Genomic DNA, 21148 nt, shown 5'->3' on the forward strand with positions numbered 1-21148 from the left:
TTTACAAAAATAGTAATTAAGTCGAGTTTAAAGAATTTTAAACTATGATTTTTTATTATTTGATAATTTTTTAATCTTTTTCATCCAGTTGATGTTTTGATTGTGTTAATTTGAATGATATTTGAGGATATGTCGAAAAGGGTATATGTTTTTTGTGGAATGATTCTCATTCTCAATATGATTCAGGCTTTTTTTACGCCATTGGCAGATGACGAAGCCTATTATTGGGTGTGGTCTCAACATCTACAAATTGGGTATTTTGACCATCCGCCTGCTGTAGCATGGCTTATTCACGCAAGTGATTTTTTGTTTGATGGCGAAATTGGCGTTCGTTTTTTTACCGTAATTTTCAGTGCGCTTTCTGCTTTTTTATTTTGGAAAATTGTTGAACCTCGAGGCCGATATCAAGAAAACTTAGCGATGGTGCTGTATCTCGGATCGCTGATGATTCAATTGTTTGGGTTTGTAACGACGCCCGATGCGCCCTTGTTGTTTTTTACTTTTTTGTATTTGTATGCGTTGAAATGTTTTATGGCTCGCAGTACCATTTTTTACACCTTGTTGTTGGCTGTTTCTTTGGCAGGGCTTATGTACAGTAAGTTTCATGGTATATTGGTGATAGGCTTTACCTTGATTCCGCTACTGAAAATAATTTGGAAACGTCGCAATTTTTATCTTGCAGTCTTTTTGTCGTTGGTTTTGTACTCGCCTTATCTGTATTGGCTGTTCGACACTGGTTTTATTCCTTTTCGATATCATCTGATCGATCGTAATTTTGTTGCATTCGAGGTTTTTCCTCTTGTCGGTTTTGTAATTGGCGCACTGATTTTGTCTACCTTATTTTTGTCCTATCATTTATGGAAATCCTTTTCTAAATCAAAACCCGAAGATGATTTTCTGAAAAGTATCGCTTCTTTAAGCCTTTTACCATTTGTGTTTTTGGTATTGATGGCATTCAAAAATAAACCTCAAGTACAATGGTTGTTGATTGCGTTCGTAGCTCAGATCATTTGGTTTTATTTCACCTATCGAGATTCGAACGACAAAAAAATCATTCAATTAGGATTAGCCAATGTCGGGTTGATTTTTTTGATGCGTATTGCGTTATTATTTCCTTCAATTTCACCATTTTTCGATTATAAATCAAGTGCCATCAGAATAGGGGAGCGATTGGCTGCTGAAAAATATGTTGTTTTTGAAAAGTACCAAGAAGCGTCTCTTTTTTCGTTTTACAACCAAAAACAAGCGTTTACGTATAGAACCATTGGCAATCGTCGGTCGCAGTTTGATGTTTGGAATGTGGAGGAAGCGTTGAGGTCGAAAGATTTTGTGTTTTTGTCACGTTGGAACGAAAAAAATGATTCGGTTTTGGGTTGGAAAAATAAGCAATACTACCTCAAAAAAGTGAAGAATTTTTCACCCTATCATGCAGTAAAATTTCAGTTCGTTAACCAAGATCTAAAGCTTGCACCTGGTGAAAATGTATTTGTTGAATTTGCGATAGATTATCCTTATTCACAAATCTTTGGCGAAGAATTTGACGTGTTTTTGGTCTTGACCCAAGGCGAACAATTCAATATTCTGAAGACGATTCAAATTACTGTAAATCAGCTTGTATGGTCGGATGCTCATCATGCAAAAGGCAAGGTAGAACTCGGTGCTGAGTGGCAAACGGGCGATTATGTGCTCTATTTGGGCGTGCAAACGCATCAAATGCCATTGAAATATTTATCGAACGGATTGAATATGAAAATTACAGAATAAAAGACTAATTTTACCCCATGATAAAAGCGGTAAATATTCATAAAAAATTTGGCGAACTCGAAGTGCTGAAAGGAGTTACCTTGGACATCTCACCAAAAGAAATCGTGTCGATAGTAGGCGCATCGGGTGCTGGTAAAACTACCTTGTTGCAAATTCTGGGAACTTTAGAAAAACCTTCAAATCCATCGGAATATCAGTCGTCGATATTGATAAAAGGCGAAGATATTACGAAACTTACAGATGTGCAATTGTCGCAATTTCGAAACGAAAATATTGGGTTTATTTTTCAGTTTCATCAATTGTTGCCCGAGTTTTCGGCTTTAGAAAATGTAATGATTCCAGCTTTTATAAAAAAAACAGCTCGCTCGGAAGCCGAAAAAAGAGCAAAAGAATTGTTGAATTTGCTCGGTTTATCGCACAGAATTGGGCATAAACCCAATCAACTTTCTGGTGGTGAACAGCAAAGAGTTGCCGTTGCAAGGGCGTTGATCAATCAACCTTCGGTTGTGTTTGCAGACGAGCCTTCGGGGAATTTGGACTCTAAGAACGCAGAGGAATTGCACCAATTGTTTTTCAAGCTTAGAAACGAATTGGACCAAACCTTTGTGATCGTTACTCACAACGAAGAATTGGCGAATATGACGGATCGAAAATTAGAAATCCAAGACGGTTTGTTGGTCAAAGAAACAGTGCAGTAAGAACGTTTCATCCTCTTCCAAGATGTAAAAAAAGATAAGGACTAAAACTGTATTTTTGGTTTGCTTAAAGGTCAAAATCATCAAATCGTTATTTTATGACAGATTTACAAGATTTCTTAGAAGAAAAAGTACGGCAATACAATACCTTAGATTTTATCGAGACCGATCCCATTCAGATTCCTCATCGGTATTCGCTGAAAGAGGATATAGAAATTTCGGGATTTCTTACCGCAACTATTGCATGGGGAAATCGGAAAATGATTATAAAAAACGCCAATCAACTAACGCAACTGATGGGTAATTCACCCTACGATTTTGTTATGAATTTTTCTGATCGCGATTTAGACAAAATGCAAAATTTCGTTCATCGCACTTTCAATGGAACCGATTTGCAATTTTTTATGAAATCGCTGCGCAATATTTATCAACGACACGGCGGTTTAGAAGAAATTTTCACACAGCATCAGACTCCTACATCGATGCAAAACGCCATTGCTGCTTTCAAAACTATATTTTTCGAGTTAGAACACGCGCCTCGAACGACAAAACATATTTCGGATCCGTTGAAAAATTCGGCAGCCAAACGCCTCAATATGATGCTGAGGTGGTTTGTACGAAAAGATGCACAAGGAGTAGATTTCGGAATTTGGAATTCAATTCCGATGTCGATATTGAGTTGTCCGCTCGATGTGCATTCTGGGAATACCGCTCGTGATTTGGGATTGCTTACGCGAAAGCAAAACGATGCCAAAGCTTTGGCCGAATTGGATATGAATTTACGCCAATTGGATGCTCACGATCCGGTGAAATACGATTTTGCTCTTTTTGGGTTGGGAGCAATTGAGAAATTCTAAAGAAAAACTGCAAATTGTTCTTCAAAATTATTCGTTACGAGCTTTCAAGCTATTCAGGAAATTTACAATTTCATCACCAGAATAGTCTGCCATTCCCAAAGTGGAGTGCACTATATTGCCTTCTTTGTCGAGGATGATGGTCGTGGGTAAATTCCCGTTAAAAAGTTCGGTCGGAATCGCTGAGTTCGGATAGAAAATCGGGAGATTGAGCTTCTTCCGTTTCATGAATTCTTGGGCTTTTTTTTGATTTTTTTCTATTTCTATGGTCAAAATCAATACCTCGTCATCTGTTGTGAATTTATCGTGTAGAACTTGAATCGAGGGCATTTCTGCTACACAAGGCGGACACCAAGTTGCCCAGAAATTAAGGAAAACAACTTTACCTCTCAGATCTTCCAAAGAAAAGGTCTCGGCTTGGTCGTTGATCAGCTGAAAATTGAGGTAATTTTTGTGGAGAGTTTTGGGTTCGAATTGTTCTAATTTAGGTTGAAAAAATCCAAGTTTCATTAAGCATTGATGCACAAAAGCTTTGGCATCTGTAGAGATCAAAAGGATCAACCCTATCCCAAAGAAAACTAAGTTGGACAGGTTGTTTTTGATGATTTGGATTAATTTTTTCATGGATGACGAACTATAAATTAGTTTATAATATTCTGATTTCGTTTCGGTTTAATTCTAAAAAACCTTCCTTTTCTAAAGCCTTCAACAATCTAGAAATTACAACCCTCGAAGTGTTGAGTTCGTAAGCGATTTCTTGGTGTGTTTTGATAACCAGATTACCATTGTTGATGCCTGCAACAACCAATAAATATTTTTTCAGGCGAGCATTCATATTATTAAATGCCAAATTGTCTATGGCGGCGAGCATTTCATCTAAACGTTTGTTGTAACTGTCGAAAATGAATTTCCTCCAACTCGGATATTTCGCTAACCATTTGTCCATCTTGGTAATCGGAATCATCACCATTTCGCCGTTTGTTTCGGCAATGGCACGAATTTTACTCTGCTTATCGCCCAAACAGCATGCCATGGTCATGGCGCATGTATCGCCTTTTTCTAGGAAATAGAGCAACAATTCTCCTTTGTCAAAATCTTCTCGTAAAATTTTAACCACTCCGCTAATCAAAATGGGCATTCCGTCTATGATCTGATTCAGGTCGATCAACAAATCGCCCGCTTCGAATTTGATCAGTCGTCCGAGCGAATCGAATTCGTTCAGCAAATCATCTTCAAACCAATGCGGATAAGTCTTTTCTATTTTCGTTCTCACCATTTTAATGCGGAATTTTATCTTTGACAACACCGTACAAATAGGTGCCAAGCAAAGCGCCCACAATTACAATGATCATCGCATATACTCCTGTGCCAAGAAGAACGAAAATAGGGCCAGGACAGGCTCCGACCAACGCCCAACCTAATCCGAAAAATGTACCTCCGACCAAATAGCGAACGATCGATTTTGCTTTGGGCTGAATTTCGATTGGTTTGCCGTTGATGTCTTTTGCTTTTTTCTTTTTCATCATCTGTACGCCAATCAGTCCGATAATCAGTGCCGAACCTATAAAGCCGTACATATGGAAAGATTGGAAGTTGAACATTTCGTAAATTCTAAACCAAGACGCGGCTTCTGCCTTGTACATGGTAATCCCGAAAACTATTCCTAAAAGGATAAAACTAAAATTTCTCATGATCTTAGAATATTAATGGAAAAATGAGGTGCGTCATGATTAGTCCACCAACAAAAAAACCAATGACTGCAATCAAAGAGGAAATTTGTAAATCGCTCAAACCCGAAATGGCGTGGCCAGAGGTGCAGCCACCAGCATAGCGCGTTCCAAAACCAATGAGCAATCCGCCTACCAACAAGATGATAAAATTTTTCACCGATATTGTTTCGAAGATTTCTGTGGGCGAATAAGCTTTACCCGCACTGTCGAAGCCCAAATCGTTTAGTTGAGCAATGGTTTGCTCGGATATCGCTGGAATTTGTTGGTCTGATAAAAAATGCGCTGCAACAAAACCGCCTATTATTGCTCCTACCAGAAACCATAAATTCCATCGCTGATCTTTCCAATTGAAGTCAAAAAAATCACATGATTTACCGGCTCCCATCGCTGAACAAATTGTTCTGAAATTGGACGAAAATCCGAAACTTTTTCCTAAATAAATTAATAACAACATCACGATTGCGATGATTGGCCCGCCAATATACCATGGCCATGCTTGTAAGATAAATTCCATTTTCAAATTTAATATTTTAATACGTTTGATTGACAAACACAATCGGTTTTAGAAATTCGAGTTTCTACAATAGCTTTGAAACCACCTTCGATTTGCGAGGCAAAATCTTACGGTGTCGATTTCCTTTTCAACATTTTTTATAGTAAACATCTTGCGTTAAACATGTGGTAAATATTTGTTCTACTTTCATTTCTTTGTACTTTTACAAGGACGAATTTCGGGCAAATGAATCGCTCGGTTGGTAACATCTGTTACATTTGAAAAAGTTAAGAAAAGAATTTATGAAAGAATTGAAAGGCATACATTATATAGAACGCAAGCCAACTGTAGAGACCAACAATCCATTTTTGTACCTGCTGATACACGGCTATGGTAGCAACGAAGAAGATCTTTTTAGCTTTGCCAACGACTTGCCAGCAGCGGCACATGTGGTGTCTGTAAGAGGGAGGTTTCCGTTGATTTTCGGCGGATTTGCTTGGTATGAATTGGATTTCAGTAGTGGTATAAAAATGACAAACTATAGCGAAGGGATTGACTCTAAGAATGCTTTGATCGATTTTATTGATGCTTTCAACGAGCAGGAAAATTTAGATCCTTCGAATGTCTGGATAAGTGGTTTCAGCCAGGGGGCAATCCTCAGTTATGCAATCGCCTTATCTTTCCCCGAAAAAGTGAAAAACGTGCTGATACTCAGTGGTTATCCCGAACGAGAATTCATCGATTTCAGTAAAGATAATGCTGCGTATCAACATCTGAATTTCTTTGTTTCGCATGGGACAGAAGACGTGGTTTTACCAATAGAAGGCGCCAGAATGGGGAAAAAACTTCTCACAGATTTAGGAATTGCGCACGAGTATCATGAGTACCAAAGTGGTCACGGAATTGTACCGCAAAACTATTTCGATATGATGAATTGGATAAAAAAAGAGCTGTGAAATGTGTTTGTTTTCATACCGTTATCTAAAGAAATTTCACCTCAATTGCGTCGCCATGATATTCTTTGAAATTGGCGTCGTAGAACTCCAAATTGGTGTAGCGATATAATAAATTGATGAGTTCTTTTCTCAGAATTCCTTTTCCAAAACCATGAATCAGAATAAGCCTTATTTGTTCTTCGTTCATGGCTTTTTCTATTTCTTCTCGCGCAGTATCGAGTTGGATTTGCAAAATTTCTGATTGGTTGAGTTGATGAGGTTTTTGGACCAGAAACTCGATATGCAAATCTATTTCTCGCGTGAGGTAAGGCGTTCTATGTGATTTTCTAAAAGTTCTGAATTTTGGTTTCGTGAAAGTCTTTTCTTCTTGCTCAACCACAATATCAATACCCATAGTTTTATCAAGAATCAACTCATTTTGCAAAAAAACATATTCGAAGCCATGTTCATCTTTTACCCAAATTTTTGGCAGCTGAATCTTGGATATCGTACCTCGAATATCCTCGTCTATCGCTTTCACTAAGTCGCCTTTCTGAAACATTTTACAGCTTTGTTGCAAAAGTAATTATTTTCGATAAAATATAAGGGTCTTCAAACAGTCTAAAACTTTGTGTTTTTGTGATTGAAAGCTAAGCTATGCAAACCAAAAGTCAGAAGACAAAAGCACTGTTTAGACTACGATCATTAGAAATGGGTGGTGTACAAAAAGTGATGTTGGATTTTTTAGTGCTTTTATCAAGAATTTTGTTAGAAATCAGATGAACTTTATATTTTAAAAATAATATTTTTACTTATCAATGATAGATTAGAGCAGTATCAATTATCGTATACTCAACTATAATTAAGAATGGAACAAGCAAGCAAAAGAAAAAGAATTTTATTGGTTTATTATAAACTTTTCAAGGCAAGTGGTGTTGCTCGCGTAATGACCAATCTTGACAATGAATTAGTGGAACAAGGATATGAGGTCTCTATTTTGTTGATGGTAAAAAATACCGATAGTTTTTTCTATTTAGACAAACGTGTAAAAATTGAGGCGATAGACATTTTTTCACACTGGGGATTTCAAAAAATCAATGTGAATTTGGATAAATACGCCCCTCGATTGCCCTATAGAAATAACATAAAAAATTATGTTTATGATTTTGGACAATGGCAAATGTTGCATAACTGGATGAATAAATATCATGAAAATTATGATTTGATTATTAGTTGTTGGTATAAGTTATCGTCACAGTTAGCAGTCCATAAAAAAGTTAGAAGCAAAACAATTGCTTGGGAGCATGCGAATTTCCATGTTGGTGGGGCTTGGTGGAAAGGAGTAATGAGAAAAAACTACAAAAAACTTAAAGCAATTGTTTGTATTAACTCAGATTCATATAATCACTATAAATTATTAAATTCGTCAACTTGGCACATTCCGAATATCATTGGATTACCATTTGAATCGTATGACTCTATACAAAATTCTCAAAAAGAAAACACATTAATCTATGTTGGTCGTTTAGATGAGGATAAAAATGTAGGAGAACTATTAACGATACTTGAAAATATTAATTTTGAAACGTTTCAATTTAAAATTATTGGAGACGGACCATCTAAAGATAAAATTGAAAAGAGAATAGAAGAGAACTCTCATCTAAAACAGCATGTTCAATTCTTAGGTTTATGTAGTATTGAAGAAATTTATAAAGAGCTTTCCCAAAGTAAAATTTTTCTTTTTACGAGTAAAACAGAATGCTTACCAACTGTTTTGATTGAGGCTAATTTGTGTTCCAACGCTCTGATAGCTTACGATTGTCCGTACGGACCCTCGGATATTATCAATGAAAAGAATGGTTTTTTAGTGCCGCTTCACGATCGAGAAACCTTCCAACAAAAATTAACTTATCTCATCCAAAACAAAGAAAAACTCGATCATTTGATGAAAACTTCTTACCAAGAATCCAAAAAATGGAGAAAAGACGCAATCATCGAGCGATGGAAAAGAATACTTTAAGCACAAAGCTGCACTCTCTATAATGTTTTTTCTTCTTCGGTTAAATCAAAGTTTTGTGTCTGATTATAAAACATTGATAATAAGTGTTTTATGTATTTTTAGTGATAATTTCTTAACAAAATTAAGAAATGGCAAAAATCTTAACTGTTTTTTAACGAATTCGATTTTTCCCTAATAATAGGGGGTTTCGGAGATAAATTTAATCGCAATCATGTTTTGTGCGCGACTTCTAATTTTCTATTTATATCCCTTTTAAATTTGCAGCGTATTAATCAGAAAAATCTAAAGGATGAAGAAAGGCATAATATCATTACTATTGATGCTGACCATATTTCCAATAGCCAATGCTGATGGTAAAATTAGAGTAAACGATGAATCGGTATTACTCGAAGTTTTGAAAACAGAAATTGTACCAAATCACGAAAAACAATTCGTAAATTTTGTAGTGGAGGATACAATTGAACAGAAAAAAGAAGAAATCTCGTTGGAAGAGAAAAAAGAATTGGATGATCTTATCGATCGTTCTGCTTCTATCGCGACAGGTGTTGTTTCTTGGTACGGTGAGAAATTTCACGGTAGAAAAACAGCAAGCGGGGAGGTTTATGACAAGCATGAACTCACTGCAGCGCATAAAACATTACCATTTGGAACAAAAGTTCGGGTAACGAACATCAAAAATGGGAAATCGGTTGTGGTTACGATCAACGACCGTGGACCTTACGTAAAATCGCGTGTTTTAGACTTGAGTCAAGCAGCTTTCAATGAGATTGGGCATACGTCTACGGGTGTAATGCACATCGAATACGAAGTGTTGTAAGAAACCGTGACGATTAGAAATAATAAAAGGGATTTCAAATTTTTGAAATCCCTTTTTTCATGTGAATATTATTGCATTTTATCTATTTAGTTTTAATGTTGCAGATGTCCAGTTGCGACTTCTCTCAACCGATTCTTCGGTGTCGAAAGTCTCTTCGAGCGAAGGAATCATTTCTTTGATGGCAGTTTTCCATTCGTTTTTCATCAGTTCTGGGAAACATTTTCTCAGAACGTTCAACATGGCGTACACCGATGTAGAAGCACCAGGAGAAGCGCCTAACAGTGCCGAAATGCTTCCGTCTGTAGATGAAACAATTTCAGTTCCGAATTTCAAAACTCCTTTCGAACCATTTTTTTCGATAACTTGTACGCGTTGTCCGGCAGTTTGTTCGAACCAATCTTCTGCTTTTGCTTCTGGATAATAATCTTTCAACAATTCTACTTTTTTATTTTTAGACAACATCACTTGTTCGATTAAGTATTTCGTCAAATCCATATTATTCCAACCGCAATTCATCAAGAAGCCTAAATTGTTCATATTCACCGATTTGAATAGGTCTAAAGGAGAGCCGTGTTTGAGGAATTTGGTAGAAAATACGGCGAAAGGACCAAACAGCAACGATTTTTTACCGTTGATTACGCGCGTATCGAGGTGCGGAACAGACATTGGTGGAGCACCAAGTTTTGCTTTTCCGTAAACTTTTGCTTGATGTTGTTGGATAACAGCTTCGTTTTGGCAGATTAACCATTGTCCGCCCACTGGGAAACCGCCGTACAGCTTAGATTCTGGAATTCCAGATTTTTGTAATAATAAGATAGCGCTACCGCCAGCACCGATGAAAACAAAATCGGCGTTGACCGCTCTGGATTGTTTTTGTTTCAGATCTTCGACTTTTACAGCCCATTTTTGGTTCGATAGTCGTGTAAGGTCTTTCACTTCGTGCTCGGTATGCAATTCAATTTCGCCTTTATCGACCAGACTTTTGAAAATAAAACGAGTCAATTGACCAAAATTCACATCGGTACCCAAGCCCATATGCGTTGCAGCGATTTTTTGATCGGCTTTTCTGTTTGCGACAATCAACGGAGCCCAAGATCGAATGGTTTCGATGTCTTCGGCGTATTGCATCGCGGCAAATAATGGATGCTGACTTAAAGCTTGATGACGTTTTTTCAGGAAATTTACATCCTCTTCTCCCCAAACAAATGACATGTGTGGCGTGGTTCGAATGAAATTTTCTGGTGAAGGTATGTATTGATTTTCGACCAAATAAGACCAAAACTCTTTAGAAATCTCGAATTGCTTTGCAATATTGATTGCTTTGGAAATGTCTATACTTCCGTCTTTTGCTTGCGGAGTATAGTTCAACTCGCAAAAAGCAGAGTGACCTGTTCCTGCATTGTTGAAAGCTTCTGAACTCTCGAAACCTAAAGTTTCTAACTTTTCGAAAACACTTATTTTTACCGAAGGATTTATTTTCTTAAGAAGAATGCTCAAGGTGGCGCTCATGATTCCACCACCAATCAAGACAACTTCTTGTGGCTGTTTTTCCATTTTATTTTAATAGTATTTTTACTTGCAAATTTACATCAAAATCGGTATAACCAAACGTATTTATTTTATGATATTCGTCTGTTTGTTCAGAAAATTTTTAATGAAATCAAGTATTCTTTAAAATCTTTATTGAAATTCAGATGAATTGTTATTGATTTTCTGTTGTAAATCGGTCGTTTTTATCGAAAGAACATCATGTTTTTTTAATATAAAAAAATAGCGTTCCGTGAAAGAAACGCTATTTGTTTTTATGATTTGGATGCGTTGATGATTACATCATTCCTGGCATTCCTCCACCCATTGGTGGCATTGCAGGTTCATCCTTTTTAATTTCGGTTACAACAGCTTCAGTCGTGATCAACATTCCGGCAACAGAAGCAGCGTTTTCTAGTGCTACGCGCGCCACTTTTGTCGGGTCGATTACACCAGCTTCGATCATGTTGACGTACTCTTCGGTTTTGGCATTGTATCCGAAGTCAGCTTTTCCTTCTTTTACTTTAGCCACTACTACAGAGCCTTCGCCACCAGCGTTGTGAACAATTTGGCGTAAAGGTTCTTCTACTGCACGCGTAACAATTTTTACACCTGTAGCTTCGTCGGCATTTTTCGTATCGATGTCGTTAAGCGTAGTCAAAGCTCTTACAAATGCAACACCACCGCCAGCAACGATACCTTCTTCTACAGCAGCACGAGTTGCGTGTAACGCATCGTCTACGCGGTCTTTGATTTCTTTCATCTCTACCTCAGAAGCAGCACCAACGTATAGTACGGCTACACCTCCTGCCAATTTTGCCAAACGCTCTTGCAATTTCTCGCGGTCGTAATCAGAAGTAGTTGTTTCGATTTGTGCTTTTATTTGGTTTACACGAGCTTTTATTTGCTCAGCATCACCTGCTCCGTTTACGATTGTTGTATTGTCTTTGTCGATCACCACTCTTTCGGCAGTACCCAACATTTCTAAGGTTGCGGATTCTAGCGTAATACCTTGTTCTTCAGAGATTACAGTACCGCCTGTAAGGATGGCGATATCTTGTAACATTGCTTTGCGACGATCTCCGAAACCTGGTGCTTTTACGGCAGCGATTTTTAAAGATCCTCTCAAACGGTTTACTACCAACGTAGCCAAAGCTTGTCCTTCAACCTCTTCTGATATGATAAGGAATGGACGACCAGATTGTGCTACTGGCTCTAAAAGTGGTAAGATTTCTTGTAGGTTAGAAATTTTTTTCTCGCACAATAGAATGTAAGGATTTTCTAATTCTGCAATCATTTTATCGGCATTCGTTACAAAATAAGGAGATTGGTATCCACGGTCGAATTGCATTCCCTCAACCACGTCAACGTAGGTTTCGGTTCCTTTTGCTTCTTCAACGGTGATTACGCCTTCTTTTCCTACTTTAGAGAAAGCCTCTGCGATCAACGCCCCGATGTTGTCATCGTTGTTTGCCGAGATAGACGCTACTTGTTTTATTTTTTCTGATGAATCACCAACTTCTTGTGATTGCTCTCGTAGATTCGCTACGATTCCGGCAACTGCTTTGTCGATTCCGCGTTTCAAATCCATCGGATTTGCACCTGCAGCTACGTTTTTCAATCCTTCGCGTACAATAGCTTGTGCCAGAACTGTTGCTGTAGTGGTACCGTCGCCCGCTACATCATTGGTTTTAGAAGCAACTTCTTTTACCATTTGTGCTCCTAAGTTTTCGATCGCGTCTTCTAATTCTATTTCTTTTGCTACCGATACACCGTCTTTTGTTACATGTGGTGCTCCAAATGATTTTTCTAAAACTACATTTCGTCCTTTTGGTCCTAAGGTTACTTTTACGGCATTTGCCAATGCATCAACTCCTCTTTTTAATGCGTCTCTTGATTCAATATCGAATTTAATATCTTTTGCCATTTGAATTTGTTTTTTATTCGTTTAAAGTTAATTAGATGATTGCTAAAATATCAGCCTCACGCATGATTAAGTAATCTTTTCCTTCTAATTTCAATTCTGTACCAGAATATTTTCCGTAAAGAACTTTGTCACCAACTTTTACGGTCATGGGTTCATCTTTTTTTCCATTACCAACCGCCACTACGGTTCCTTCTTGAGGTTTTTCTTTTGCTGAATCGGGAATGATGATTCCAGAAGCGGTTTTAGTTTCTGCAGGTGCAGGTTCAATTACAACTCTGTCTGCTATTGGTCTGATGTTTAATGCTGACATATTTTAAATGTTTTTGTTTTTTTGAATTAGTAAATGTTTTGTGATGTCGTATATGTCGAAAAGTATGCCACGGCAAATTTTATGACAAAATGAAATGCTTGTCGGATATAAAAAATGCCATGCTGTCAGCATGGCATTTAATTATAAAAATAACAAGTTTATTTTTTGATGATTAACTTGTGGGTTTCTGTACCAGCAGTTGTTTTTACTTGTACCATGTAAACGCCGTTGCTCAATTGATTTACATTGAACTTATTATATTTCACATCGGTAGTTTCGTATACTTTGCGTCCGGCTGTATCAAAGATTTCTAACGAATGGATTTTGTTGTTCTTAGCTGTTATTACTTCGAATTCACCTCTAGAAGGGTTCGGTGTAAGTTGAACAGCTTTTACAAGATTAACATCATTGATTCCTAAAGAATTTACGATGCTGAAGTTGGCACTGTTTACCGCTAAGAATACATTGTCAACAGCTTTGATCATAATTCTAGCAGTGTTTGTGTCTACATTTGCTGGAATTGTAATGGTAGCAGAACCGTTGTTCGGAACATTTGATGCCAACACCGTTTCGAATGTTGTACCACCATCTTTTGATAATAAGATGTTTACAAATTGAGTGTCGATGCCTCCACCGTCTGTACCAGCAACATCCCAAGTAATTGTAGCCTCTGGCGAAACGTTTACATCCCAAGTTTCTGCAGTTGTTTGCGATGTTACTTTGAAAGGTCCTGCAGATCCTACCACTTTCAACATTACGTTTTTACGGTCTGTTTGTCCTCCTGCCGGATTGTTGTCTCTTACAAGTAAAGAGAAATTGAGGTTACGAGTTACCGAAGGAATAACTTCCCAAGTAAAAGGAAAGTTGTTGGTGGTAAGGGTTAATTTACCTTGTAATATTTGCGGTAATGCTGGGAAATAACGGTAAGATTCAGTTTTCGGATTCAACGATCTGAAAGTTGGTCCACCGGTGTTGGTCGAAATTGGTGCTTGCTGAGCAATTTGCACATCGATTTGTTCCCAAGCATAAGTAAGCGCATCGCCATCAGCATCTGTGGCAGTTGCATCTAACACAAACGCTGTTGAGTGTGGAATAGAGTAGGATGTTTTTTCTAATGTAATTACCGGTGCAGAGTTTCCACTGTTGGTATTTACCGAACAAGATCCTACGTTAGATTTAATAAAGTTGAAAATATTGTTGACACTCACCGCATGGAAATAAGGGTCACTATTAGATTGTACATTTGGCGAACATATCCCTGCATAAGCCATAATGGTACTACCACTTCCTGGCTCTGCTGCGGTTCCACCACTTCTATTTCCACCACAAGAGTTGTTGAAGGTGTGAGGTGCACCATATTGATGTCCCATCTCGTGTGCTACATAATCGATGTAGAAAGGATCGTTGATAGGCGCTCCTTGTCCTGTAACTCCTCTAGCTTTGCTCCCTGTTCTACAAGGGCTTTGCAATTGCGCAACTCCACCACCACCTGTAGAGAATACGTGTCCGATATCGTAGTTTGCATCTCCGATTACAGAATCGATAAATTGTTGATTTTCATTCAAAAGCAAGTAGCCACTGTTGTTGGTAAACGGATCGTCAGAAGTGAGGTGTACAAGCAAATCATTGTTTGGAACCAACTCCATTGTTACCCCAACTTCTTTCTCATAAACACCATTTACACGAGTCATTGCGACATTCAATGCAGATAGTACAGCAGCTAATTTTTCTTCGTCTGTTCCTGTTCCTACACCTGCTCGTACATAGTGGTATCTAGAATATTCGAAAGTAGTCGAAAGTGCCAAACGGTATTTTCTTAGTTTACCATCGTTTACGGTAAGGGCAGCCGTGTCTACGTTGTTTAGATGTTCTGCCAATGCACGTTGTTCGCTATCATCTGTATGACATACAAAATCGGTATGCGTATTTTCAACATTTTTTCTGCTATACGTGATATAGGTTTTCAAATCTGTAGTATAAGCATCGATATAGTCTACAGTATGATTTTGGTTGAAAATCATAGCGCTCAAACCGTGATAAGGTGAATGGCTGAATCTAATGGTTGATTTTCCGTCTAAAGAAGTTCCAACATAAGACCGAATATCTTGAAATTTGGCTTGAAGATCTGGATGAAAAGTCGATGCTTCTTTTACAGTATATTTCACCATTTCACCCTCTGCGTTCGGAATCTGAATGGTTTTGCTGATTGCTTTACCATTCACCTCTTTTAGATCAGCAAGAATTGCATCTGTATTCAGATTATACAATTTGAATTCTTTTGGCACACTGCTACGCTCAACTTTTTCTAAACTTTTCGTTGCTTGGTCGTTGATCGGTTTCCAGTGATTTTGTTGTGAGAAAGCGTAATTGAAATTCAGCAATGCAAAAGCTGAAAGTAGTAAAATTCTTTTCTTCATTGTATTAATTTTTTATAAAAATATAAAAAAAGTCTTACATCACGTAAGACTTTGAAAAAAAATATATTTTCGGAATAATGATTATTCTTGTGTCGGAGCTGGTGCAGGAGCGGGCTGTGAGGACGGTACTTCTGTCTTGGGAGCTTGCTTGATTTTTGGACGAGCATTTGGATTTTCTTGCAATACATTTGCAACAATCACCAATACGGTAATCAGAATTGCAACTGTCCAAGTCGCATTGTCCAAAAACTTGTTTGTTCTCTGTACTCCAAACATTTGGCTTCCGCCACTACCACCAAAGGTAGAAGAAAGTCCTCCTCCTTTTGGGTTTTGCGATAAGACGATAAGGGTTAATAATACACAAAGTGCAACTATAATGACCATGAATAATTGAAAAGTTCCCATGTTATTTTTTGTTTATTAATTTTTCGATTTCTGAAATTCGGTCTGCAAAGTAACTATTTTTTTTTGGATATTTCAAACTTAATATCTTATAAGCTCGTATAGCTTTTTCATATTTATTTTGTTCCAAATAAATTTGAGCCAAAGTCTCGGTCATCAATTCTGTAAATTCTGCCTGATGATGTTGTGTGTTTTCTGCCAAAGGAGTGGCTGTCGTTTCTTTAGTGAGCGGACTTATTTTTGGGGTATTTGCCAAAAAAGTATCAATTACTCTCTGTTTGTCCAATTTGGCAGGATCTACCTTTGTGTTTTCTTGTTTTGGAGTAGAGGCATTGCTCGTTCCTTTTTTCAACCATTCACCGAATGAAAGATTGACGGTCGCCTCGTTCGATGCGGTGGTGTGTACAGTTTCTGAGTCGGTTGTGTCTTGTGCAGTGAGTTCTGTCGTCGTTTCTTCCAAAAAAGCTTCAGGGTTTTCTACATGCTCGTTTACCGGCAGTATATTTTGCTGTTCGACTTCCGATTCAATTTTTTCTACCGTTCGGAATGGCTCTGCAAGGTCTGCATCAAAAACTTCTTCGAGCACAGCGATTTCCAATTCTTCGTTTTCGGTTGAGGCTTGTTTTTCGAATTCTTCTTCTACGAGGTCTATTGGCTCCGAAGCAATTGCTTTTTCTGAAATAATTGGTTTCAGAATGCGTTCGTTGGCTTGACTAGAGCTTTTGTTTTGTGCTTTTTCAGAATGGTGAATATAATGGTAAAGATTTTCTCGATCGTAACTGTAGGCCGCAGTCGAATGCAAAACATCATCAAAAGATGGATGATTTTCGTTTTTCAGTCCAAAGAGATAGAGGGCACGTAAATGATAAAAATAAGGTTGCTGTTCGATGGCTTTTTTCAGCATCGACAAATCAGAACTTATCACCTCTAAAGGGTTTTGCAACAAATATTCTATGCGATTTTCCATAATTACCAATCCATTGCAATATCGTTAAAAATTTGTAATTTCAGTCGGTCGATAATCTCTGGCACAATTGCTCCTTCGACTTCCAACAAGGTTTGGTTGCCGTCGAATTCTTCGTAGTCTGAATAGGTTTTGTTGAAGCTTTTTTCTTCATCTTTGTTGTTGATGTACCGAACGCTCACCCCTATCGTAAGCCTACTTTTTGCAGCTTGTTCTGTGTTGTTGCTGGCTGTAATTTGTGTAGATGCAACTTGATAGTTGGTGATTTCGCCTTCGATAATCAGGTCGGCATCTTCGCTATCGGTGAGGTTCAGTTTTGTACGATTTCGAAAAACATCTTGCAGCGCAATGGTGAAATCTTGTGAGAGATTCGGATTTTGCTGAGGCGCAAAGTTAGGAAAAGTTGGCACGTACAAGGTGTTCCAATCGGGTTGGATAGACGATCCAGAGAGGGTGTAACATGCATTCAGCACCAAAACGCAAATCGTAAATATCGTGTAGATGAAGTGCTTTTTCATTACAAATTGTATTGTTTAATTTTTCGGTATAATGTTCGTTCAGAAATGCCCAATTCGTCTGCAGCCATTTTACGTCTTCCGTTGTATTTTTCCAAAGCCAATTTTATCAATTCTTTTTCTTTTTCTTGTATCGATAGGCTTGCGGGTTCTTCGTCTATATGTTCTACTTCGTAGAAGTCATCCTCGCTTTCGAAATCATAAGGTTGTGCCAAAGACGAGGTGTTGATCGACGAGTTGGTCAAGATTCCTAATTGATTTTGAAATCCTTCTGAGGCGTTTTCTTGGTAAACTTTCTGTATCAATTCTTGTGTGTTCCCCGAGAAGCTTCCGTTGTCTTTTTGGTTGATCAGATCCAATGTAAGAGCCCGAAGATCGTTCAAATCTTTTTTCATATCAAACAAAACTTTATACAACAGGTCTCGTTCTCTGAAATCGGTAGTTTCTTGCTCGGCATCTTTTTTCATCAAAACGGGCAAGGTGTTTTGTGGGAGATAGGTTTTTACTTTTTCTAAAGAAATTACCCGATCTTTTTCTACCACCGAAACTTGCTCGGCAAAATTGCGCAATTGTCGAATGTTCCCCGGCCAATAATAATTGGTAATGTATTGTGCCGCTTCGGGCGAAAGCTCGATATGAGGCATTCGGTATTTTGCGGCAAAATCTGAAGCGAATTTTCTGAAGAGCAAGACGATGTCTTCTTTACGCTCGCGCAACGGAGGCATATCGATTTGTACGGTGTTTAATCGATAATATAGATCTTCTCTAAATTTTCCTTTTTCAATCGCTTCGATCAATTTCACATTGGTTGCTGCAACGACTCGTACATTGGTTTTCTGAACCTCAGACGAGCCTACTTTCATGAATTCACCAGATTCTAAAATTCGCAATAGTCGAACCTGCGTCGAGAGTGGTAGCTCGCCAACTTCATCTAAAAATATCGTACCACCATCGGCAACTTCGAAATAGCCTTTGCGGGTTGAGGTTGCTCCTGTAAATGCTCCTTTTTCGTGCCCAAACAACTCCGAATCGATGGTGCCTTCGGGGATGGCGCCACAGTTTACGGCGATGTAATTGTTGTGTTTTCGAGCCGATTGATTGTGGATGATTTTGGGTATAAACTCTTTACCAACTCCACTTTCACCAATGACCAGTACCGAAATGTCGGTTGGGGCAACTTGTATTGCTTTTTCTAAAGAGCGATTGAGGGCTACGTTGTTCCCGATAATTCCGTATCGTTGTTTGATGGTTTGTAAAGAATCCATGTGATTTGCTGTTGATTGTTTTCTAAAAAAAAAGAATTTCTAAAAACTTTGTTTACTATTATTATGCCTCAACCATTTCTCCGATCAAAGTGGCAGTGGTACACGAGTGTACTTTTACGTTGACAAAATCACCAACATTGGTTCCTGCTGTTTTCGGAAAAACGATGACTGCGTTTTGGGTGTTTCTTCCGTACCAAAAATTTTCATCTTTCTTACTGTTGCCTTCAATCAGCACTTCGTGGGTTTTACCAACGTAAGAATTCATGCGAATTTCTGAATGTTTTTGTTGTAAAGCGATGATTTCTTGTAGACGACGTTTTTTGGTTTCGGTGGGTACATCGTCTGGCATTTTTTTGTGTGCTGGTGTGCCAGGTCTGTCAGAATAGGCAAACATATAGCCAAAATCGTATTTTACATACTCCATCAACGAGAGGGTGTCTTGATGTTCTTCTTCGGTCTCGCCACAGAATCCTGCAATCATATCGTGCGACAAGGCACAATCTGGCACAATGCGACGTATTCTATCGATCAGATCAAAATATTCTTCTCGTGTGTGCTGTCTGTTCATTCGTTCGAGAACGCTTGTGGAGCCCGATTGTACTGGCAAATGGATGTATTTGCAAATGTTGGAATGTTTTGCCATCACCATCAATACATTTTCTTGCATGTCTTGAGGGTTGGAGGTCGAGAAACGGATGCGCAATTTTGGGAATTGTGTAGCGACCATGTCCAACAATTGTGCAAAATCTACAGCCGTTGCTTTCTGGATTTCGGTTGCATTTTTGAAATCTTTTTTCGGACCACCACCATACCATAAATAGGAGTCTACATTTTGCCCCAAAAGCGTCACTTCTTTATACCCCGATTCTACCAATTCTTTCACTTCGTCCAGAATAGAATGTGGGTCTCTAGATCGCTCACGTCCACGGGTAAAAGGGACAACGCAGAAGGTGCACATGTTATCGCAACCTCGTGTAATGGTCACAAAAGCCGTTACGCCATTTCCGCCTAAACGTACGGGGGAAATTTCGGCATAGGTTTCTTCTTTAGATAACTGAACGTTGATGGCATCTCGACCATCTTCTACATCGTTGAGCAAGTTGGGTAAATCTCGATAAGCATCGGGCCCAACTACAAGGTCGACCAAATGTTCTTCTTCTAAAAACTTATGTTTCAGTCGCTCTGCCATACAACCCAAAACACCGATTTTCAGGCTTGGGTTTCGTTTTTTGATGGCATTCAATGTTCCCAAACGTTTTCGTACCGTTTGTTCTGCTTTTTCTCTAATAGAGCAGGTGTTGAGCAAGATGAGGTCGGCTTCGTCAACTTGCGTGGTGGTTTGGTAGCCTTCTTCATTGAGGATAGAAGCTACAATCTCGCTGTCAGAGAAATTCATCTGGCAACCGTAACTCTCTAAAAATAATTTTTTAGTAGCATTCGTTGTCGGTAACGTCATCAGGGCTTCTCCTTGTCTTGCTTCGTCTATATATTTGTCTTCTTGATGCATTTTTTATCTAAAATAACTGCTGCAAAAATATGAAATCTTAATGACATATTGACAGTAAAAAAAAATTTGAGATCATCTTAACATTTATTAGTTTTGAAATGAATCAGAAAAATATTTTTAATGAAAGCAGATGTTCAGAATAAATTAGCTCAACTTACGGTAGATGCAACGAAATTTAGCGTACAAAACGTCGTCAATAAATCGTGGAATATTTTCGGAAGAGTGGCTTTGTTCGCAATTCTTGCCCTTCTAATCTATTTGGTGCTTGCATTTGTGATTCAGACCTTGGTCGGTTTTCTTTTCCCAGTTGATGATACAGAACTTATCATTTTATCACAATCATCCAATCCCGATATTGATGAAATGATGGAGGCTATTCAAAATATCGCAACTTCGCCCAATTATATGATTTCGTCTTTGTTATCGATGGTTGTGGTTGCATTGGTTAGCCCAATATTGTATGGCATTATCTATTTGGCCTATAAGGCAGATCATAACCAAACGATATCCTTTTCCGATGTGTTTTATGCGTACCAAGATGGACGATTTGGCAAATCGGTAATGTTGGCTTTAATCAGTTCGCTTATCATTAGTATTGGGATGGCGTTGTGTATTCTACCAGGTGTTATCATCGCTATAGGTCTTACCTTGGCTATTCCGTTTTTGTTATTTGCAGAGGCATCGCCAATCGAAGCAATGAAAGCAAGCTTCAGGATTGTTTTTAAAAATTTTGGTGGTTTTATCCTGATCTTTTTAGTGTTTGTCTTATTGGTACTTTTAGGAGCTTTGATGTGTGGAGTGGGTTTGCTAGCAACAATACCGCTGATATACATCATCGTCTACGTGTTGTATAAAGAAGTGATCGGTTTCGAACTCAGGCCTGATTCTGTAGATATCGGGACGATAAATCGTAATCCGTATCAATAAAATACAATCAAGAATAAAGCAGTCAGGAATAAGTTTTTGGCTGCTTTATTTTTTTGTCTTTATTTTTGCACAAATTATT

Annotated in this window: 21 protein-coding genes; 7 read left to right on the forward strand and 14 right to left on the reverse strand. The window is 38.2% G+C overall.

The genetic code is table 11. The features are described 5' to 3' along the window. Nucleotides 1-129 precede the first annotated feature (129 nt). The 3 genes from BN8061_RS06635 to BN8061_RS06645 all read left to right on the forward strand — a co-directional run bounded on the left by BN8061_RS06635 (nucleotide 130) and on the right by BN8061_RS06645 (nucleotide 3316). Entirely contained in the window at nucleotides 130-1764 is a 1635-nt protein-coding gene (locus BN8061_RS06635; protein WP_162270409.1) for an ArnT family glycosyltransferase, read from the forward strand. A 17-nt stretch (nucleotides 1765-1781) separates the two neighbouring features. Further along, entirely contained in the window at nucleotides 1782-2462 is a 681-nt protein-coding gene (locus BN8061_RS06640; RefSeq protein ID WP_068597570.1) for an ABC transporter ATP-binding protein, read from the forward strand. Nucleotides 2463-2557: 95 nt separating this feature from the next. Further along, complete coding sequence (locus tag BN8061_RS06645; RefSeq protein ID WP_068597572.1) at nucleotides 2558-3316, forward strand: TIGR02757 family protein; 759 nt, start codon at nucleotides 2558-2560, stop codon at nucleotides 3314-3316. 27 nt (nucleotides 3317-3343) lie between these two features. Here the strand turns inward: BN8061_RS06645 and BN8061_RS06650 are convergent, their stop codons facing one another. The 4 genes from BN8061_RS06650 to BN8061_RS06665 are packed head-to-tail and all read right to left on the reverse strand — an operon-like array spanning nucleotide 3344 to nucleotide 5557. Then, nucleotides 3344-3937: a TlpA family protein disulfide reductase gene (locus BN8061_RS06650; protein ID WP_068597574.1), complete on the reverse strand. Its 594-nt coding sequence runs from the start codon at nucleotides 3935-3937 to the stop codon at nucleotides 3344-3346. A 22-nt stretch (nucleotides 3938-3959) separates the two neighbouring features. Then, nucleotides 3960-4589 (reverse strand): Crp/Fnr family transcriptional regulator, encoded by a 630-nt coding sequence (locus tag BN8061_RS06655; RefSeq protein WP_068597576.1) that lies wholly within the window; start codon nucleotides 4587-4589, stop codon nucleotides 3960-3962. Between the two features lies 1 nt (nucleotide 4590). Further along, a complete protein-coding gene (locus BN8061_RS06660; protein WP_068597578.1) occupies nucleotides 4591-5004 on the reverse strand; it encodes a DUF6691 family protein in 414 nt (137 codons plus the stop codon). A gap of 4 nt (nucleotides 5005-5008) precedes the next feature. Continuing rightward, a complete protein-coding gene (locus BN8061_RS06665) occupies nucleotides 5009-5557 on the reverse strand; it encodes a YeeE/YedE family protein (protein WP_068597581.1) in 549 nt (182 codons plus the stop codon). Between the two features lie 257 nt (nucleotides 5558-5814). Here BN8061_RS06665 and BN8061_RS06670 point away from each other — a divergent pair, with 257 nt between their 5' ends. Continuing rightward, nucleotides 5815-6492 carry an alpha/beta hydrolase gene (locus tag BN8061_RS06670; protein ID WP_235802695.1) on the forward strand — a complete coding sequence of 226 codons (678 nt, stop codon included), beginning with the start codon at nucleotides 5815-5817 and terminating at the stop codon, nucleotides 6490-6492. A gap of 25 nt (nucleotides 6493-6517) precedes the next feature. On the opposite strand, the gene BN8061_RS06675 is transcribed toward BN8061_RS06670, so the two are convergent. Beyond that, a complete protein-coding gene (locus tag BN8061_RS06675; protein WP_068597586.1) occupies nucleotides 6518-7033 on the reverse strand; it encodes a hypothetical protein in 516 nt (171 codons plus the stop codon). A 306-nt stretch (nucleotides 7034-7339) separates the two neighbouring features. Between BN8061_RS06675 and BN8061_RS06680 the strand changes: the two genes are divergently transcribed. Together BN8061_RS06680 and BN8061_RS12290 are read left to right on the forward strand one after the other, a co-directional pair. Continuing rightward, nucleotides 7340-8491, forward strand: coding sequence for a glycosyltransferase (locus BN8061_RS06680; RefSeq protein ID WP_068597588.1), 1152 nt, complete (start codon nucleotides 7340-7342; stop codon nucleotides 8489-8491). A gap of 289 nt (nucleotides 8492-8780) precedes the next feature. Next, entirely contained in the window at nucleotides 8781-9308 is a 528-nt protein-coding gene (locus BN8061_RS12290) for a septal ring lytic transglycosylase RlpA family protein (protein ID WP_068597589.1), read from the forward strand. 78 nt (nucleotides 9309-9386) lie between these two features. On the opposite strand, the gene mqo is transcribed toward BN8061_RS12290, so the two are convergent. From mqo to miaB, 9 genes are all read right to left on the reverse strand, one after another. Beyond that, a complete protein-coding gene (gene mqo / locus BN8061_RS06690) occupies nucleotides 9387-10862 on the reverse strand; it encodes a malate dehydrogenase (quinone) (protein WP_068597591.1) in 1476 nt (491 codons plus the stop codon). A gap of 271 nt (nucleotides 10863-11133) precedes the next feature. Next, entirely contained in the window at nucleotides 11134-12762 is a 1629-nt protein-coding gene (gene groL / locus BN8061_RS06695; RefSeq protein WP_068597594.1) for a chaperonin GroEL, read from the reverse strand. A gap of 31 nt (nucleotides 12763-12793) precedes the next feature. Continuing rightward, a complete protein-coding gene (locus tag BN8061_RS06700) occupies nucleotides 12794-13072 on the reverse strand; it encodes a co-chaperone GroES (protein WP_068597596.1) in 279 nt (92 codons plus the stop codon). A gap of 158 nt (nucleotides 13073-13230) precedes the next feature. Then, on the reverse strand, nucleotides 13231-15489 hold the full coding sequence (locus tag BN8061_RS06705; protein ID WP_068597598.1) for a reprolysin-like metallopeptidase: 2259 nt from the start codon (nucleotides 15487-15489) through the stop codon (nucleotides 13231-13233). 81 nt (nucleotides 15490-15570) lie between these two features. Next, nucleotides 15571-15894: a preprotein translocase subunit SecG gene (secG, locus tag BN8061_RS06710; protein ID WP_068597600.1), complete on the reverse strand. Its 324-nt coding sequence runs from the start codon at nucleotides 15892-15894 to the stop codon at nucleotides 15571-15573. A 1-nt stretch (nucleotide 15895) separates the two neighbouring features. Further along, complete coding sequence (locus tag BN8061_RS06715) at nucleotides 15896-16858, reverse strand: hypothetical protein (RefSeq protein ID WP_068597602.1); 963 nt, start codon at nucleotides 16856-16858, stop codon at nucleotides 15896-15898. A 2-nt stretch (nucleotides 16859-16860) separates the two neighbouring features. Then, nucleotides 16861-17373 carry an LPS assembly lipoprotein LptE gene (gene lptE / locus BN8061_RS06720; protein ID WP_068597604.1) on the reverse strand — a complete coding sequence of 171 codons (513 nt, stop codon included), beginning with the start codon at nucleotides 17371-17373 and terminating at the stop codon, nucleotides 16861-16863. Beyond that, nucleotides 17373-18635 carry a sigma-54 interaction domain-containing protein gene (locus BN8061_RS06725; RefSeq protein WP_068597606.1) on the reverse strand — a complete coding sequence of 421 codons (1263 nt, stop codon included), beginning with the start codon at nucleotides 18633-18635 and terminating at the stop codon, nucleotides 17373-17375. The genes lptE and BN8061_RS06725 overlap by 1 nt, the downstream gene beginning before the upstream one ends. 61 nt (nucleotides 18636-18696) lie before the next feature. Beyond that, nucleotides 18697-20142, reverse strand: coding sequence for a tRNA (N6-isopentenyl adenosine(37)-C2)-methylthiotransferase MiaB (gene miaB / locus BN8061_RS06730; protein WP_068597608.1), 1446 nt, complete (start codon nucleotides 20140-20142; stop codon nucleotides 18697-18699). 120 nt (nucleotides 20143-20262) lie between these two features. Here miaB and BN8061_RS06735 point away from each other — a divergent pair, with 120 nt between their 5' ends. Next, on the forward strand, nucleotides 20263-21069 hold the full coding sequence (locus BN8061_RS06735) for a YciC family protein (protein WP_068597610.1): 807 nt from the start codon (nucleotides 20263-20265) through the stop codon (nucleotides 21067-21069). Nucleotides 21070-21148: the final 79 nt, after the last annotated feature.

The sequence above is a fragment of the Vaginella massiliensis genome (assembly GCF_900089075.1).
GTDB lineage: Bacteria > Bacteroidota > Bacteroidia > Flavobacteriales > Weeksellaceae > Weeksella > Weeksella massiliensis_A.